Raw genomic sequence first — 3,808 nt, 5'->3', positions numbered from 1 at the left:
GCAATACTCGAACTTATGGAGTTAACTAATTACAATTTTGATTTTGCAATATATGTGAAATCCATGAATTCTATTACATCAGTGGCAAGAGTTATAGATGGCCATTTTGCTATGGTATTCACCTCTGGAATTAAGCCTTATATAGCTGATGAAGAATCAGGCCCTACTGAAAAATTTGTACATTATTATGGTTCAAGAGTGCATCATCTTGCTTTCCATACAGAACATATTGAATATACTTTTGAAATGTTAAAGGAAAATGGAATGGACTTTTTAATAGAATTAATAGGTTCTCCTGAGGAAGGTTTAAAACAAACCTTTAGTTACCCATCAAAAAATACATTCTTAGTAAATGAATACATCTACAGATACAATGGGTTTGATGGATTCTTTACAAAAGAAAATGTAGCGGATTTAACGGGTGCAACTTCAAAGCAGTAATTCTTTTAGCTTTAAATTTTCACATGCTGACATCTTTTTTCATAAGGTGTCAGCTTTGTTTTTAGCACAGACATTATCATAACAGTTTCCGCGTTATAAAACAGAAAAAAAGAGGTATAATAAACGTGAACATGAAAAGTTGAACAAGTTTAAAAAGTTTCAGACTTAAATTTTTTAACTAGGAGAGGATTGTTGTGAAAAAACTGATTTTAGTAACATCACCACCAGCAAGTGGAAAAACTTATATCGCAAAAAAGCTTGCCGAGGCATTACGCCATGTTGTCTATCTTGATAAAGATACACTCATAAAATTATCAAAACAGATTTTTGTTGTAGCAGGTGAAGAATATAATAGAAGCTCAGATTTTTTTAATGAAAATATACGTGATTATGAATACGAAACAATAGTAGAACTCGCAATGGAAGCTCTGAATTATGATGATATTGTGCTAATTAATGCACCATTTACAAAAGAAATACGAGATTTAAACTATATCAAAAATCTAAAAGCAATATTAAAAGATAAAAACGCATCTTTAGTAGTTATTTGGGTAGAAACTTCAATAGAAGTAACGCAGCAAAGAATGATTGAGAGAAATTCTGATAGGGATACGTGGAAACTTGCGCATTGGAATGAATATATTGCAGGGATCAATTTTGATGTTCCTATTTCTTTGGATGATCCGTGTGTAAAAGATGATTTGCTTATCTTCAAAAATTCTTCTGATGAAGAATTCACCGATTCCTTAACAAAAACAATAGATATACTGGAAGAATCATCGGGTAGAAAATAAATCTTGATTGAACTTAGTTGTAAAAAGTGTTATGCTATCAATGGTAAACTCAGTAGAATGTCTTTACTATATAAAAAGTAAGTGTAAAATTGCAATTGAGAAAAGAATATATTGAAGAGCTTATTTTTATAGGCTCTTTTTTAGTGATAAAGAGAGGTAATAATATGATAAAAGTTGATAACTTGTCCTACTCATTTCCGCAAAAGGATCTATATAATAACATTTCATTTACATTAGAAGATGGTCAACATTGTGCTTTTATAGGAACAAATGGTAGCGGAAAAAGTACGCTGATAGATATAATTATGGATCCAGAAAAATATATGTTCGACGGTAAGTTAGAGATGGATCCAAATTGTAGAATTGGGTATGTAAGTCAATTCTCACAAATTGGCGAAATAAAAGAAATTACAGTTTTCGAATATATAGGGGAAAAATTTATTAAACTACAAAATGAAATAACATCTATTTGCAGCGAAATGGAAACATCTTCGGATATTGATTCTTTACTCGAAAAGTATCAACAAACTTTAGATGCATTTGATGCAATTAATGGGGATGATTTCGAAAACGAGATTAATAAAAACCTCAATCTTGCAAGTTTAATCAAGTATAAAGATCTAATGATATCTGAACTTAGTGGTGGGGAATTCAAGCTTATTCAAGTAATTAAGGAAATGCTAAATAGTCAAGACTTAATGATTATGGATGAACCCGATGTGTTTTTAGACTTTGAAAACCTTAATGCTCTTAAAAATCTAATTAATTCACATAAAGGAACAATGTTAATTATTACACACAACAGATATCTATTGAATCATTGTTTTAATAAAATTCTGCATCTTGAAAACATGGAGCTCCAAGAGTTTGATGGAAGCTATATTGATTATAACTTCTCATTACTTCAAACTAAAATTGAGTTACAAGAACTAGCTGTTACTGACAATGAAGAACTTGAGAGAAACGAGAAGTTAATAAAAAAACTAAGATTTATGGCAACTGAGTATAATCAATCTTCTAAAGGGAAAATTCTAAATGCTAGAGTTAAAATTCAAGAAAGATTAGAGAAAAATAGAATTAAAGCGCCATTTGTAGATATTAAACAACCGAATATTAGTTTAGTTACAGATAATGAAATGGTCGAAACCATTGCTTTAAAAGTTAGTGATTACAGTGTTGCCTTTGATGATATGCTTCTAGAAAATGTTAACTTTGAAATTAAATCCACTGATAAAGTAGCCATTGTGGGTTCAAATGGTACCGGGAAAACGACTTTACTTCAAGAAATCTTTAAAAATAATAACGATTCTATTGAGATAAATGAACACGTTGAAGTGGCTTATTTATCTCAACTTCAAGGCAAAACACTAAATGAGTCTAATACGATACTTGAAGAGTTTTTCGATGCTGGTTTTAAAACTTATGAAGAGATTAAATTATATATTTCAAACTATGGTTTTGAAGAAGAATACATTAATCAAAAGATAGGGTCTTTATCTGGTGGAGAAAAAAATATACTTCAACTGGCTAAAGTTTCTGCTAGTAATGCAAACATGTTGCTTCTTGATGAACCGACAAGTCATTTAGACACCTATTCACAAATAGCACTGGAAAAAGCCATAGAAAATTATAAAGGTGCGATTCTAATGGTTTCTCATGATTTTTATTCTGTAGTAAACTGTATGGATTTTGTTTTAATGATTGAAGATAAGACAATTCGAAAAATGAGTATGCGAAAATTTAGAAAGATGATTTATGCTAATCATTTTGACAAAGACTATTTAGAAATTGAACAAAAGAAAAAATTAGTTGAAACAAAAATAGAATTAGCTTTAAAAGATACTGATTTTACGCTTGCAAAAGTTTTATCTGAGGAACTAGAAGAGTTAATTAAGTTACTCAAAATTTAGTGAGTTTAATAAAATAAATCCAGTAGCGAGCAACAAGAGCTCTCTACTGGATTTTATTTTTATATTTCACTAAGAATTTCTTCAACTAATTCTTGTTCATGCCTTTCTATTTTGCTCTTTTTCTTTTCTAGAACACCTACAGTCTTATTTTTTATAAAGAATGCAACAACTATTCCTACAAAACATACTAGAGTTGCAACTAGTAATGTATCATTTATAGCTGCTACGGCTATTTGGTTTATTCCAGAATCCCTTACCGCATAAAAAGCTTCTCTACGTCCTAAAAATGTAGTTAATATAGCGATTCCAAAGGAACCTGAAACCTGTTTAACGGTACTGTTTAGTGCTGTTCCCCTTCCTGTAAGTTCTCTAGGAATAGCATTCATTCCTGCAGTTTGTGTAGGCATTATCGCAAGCCCCATTCCAATACCTCTTACCATCATAATCATCATTACAGTATTATATGATGTTTCCAATGTAAGCCTACTTAAAAAATAAGAAGACACAGTTAATATAGAAAGACCTATAATTGTTAACCATTTAGCTCCAAACTTATCAAATAACCTTCCACTTATAGGCATCATAATTCCTGTAACTATTGCGGCAGGCAGCATCAACATTCCCGCTTGCATAGGTGTATACCCTCTAATGTTTTGAAGGTAT

The 3,808-nt window shown here is 30.7% G+C and carries 3 protein-coding genes and 1 pseudogene; 3 read left to right on the top strand and 1 reads right to left on the bottom strand.

From position 1 onward, the window contains the following. The 3 genes and pseudogenes from VIM70_RS03040 to VIM70_RS03030 form a co-directional block, all read left to right on the top strand. Window positions 1–441, top strand: a pseudogene (locus VIM70_RS03040) (hypothetical protein); the annotation flags it as partial. 194 nt (window positions 442–635) lie between these two features. Further along, window positions 636–1,235, top strand: coding sequence for an AAA family ATPase (locus VIM70_RS03035; RefSeq protein WP_331944005.1), 600 nt, complete (start codon window positions 636–638; stop codon window positions 1,233–1,235). Window positions 1,236–1,399: 164 nt separating this feature from the next. Beyond that, window positions 1,400–3,145 (top strand): ABC-F family ATP-binding cassette domain-containing protein, encoded by a 1,746-nt coding sequence (locus VIM70_RS03030; protein WP_331944003.1) that lies wholly within the window; start codon window positions 1,400–1,402, stop codon window positions 3,143–3,145. Window positions 3,146–3,204: 59 nt separating this feature from the next. Here VIM70_RS03030 and VIM70_RS03025 read toward each other — a convergent pair. Next, a partial coding sequence (locus VIM70_RS03025) for an MFS transporter (protein WP_331944001.1) occupies window positions 3,205–3,808 on the bottom strand: 604 nt, incomplete at its 5' end.

Origin of the sequence: Clostridium sp., from assembly GCF_036569345.1 — a bacterium.
In the GTDB taxonomy this organism is placed as follows: domain Bacteria; phylum Bacillota; class Clostridia; order Clostridiales; family Clostridiaceae; genus Clostridium_AD.
The sequence above is the reverse complement of the archived record's forward strand: the minus strand, read 5'-3'. Positions and strand labels throughout refer to the sequence as shown.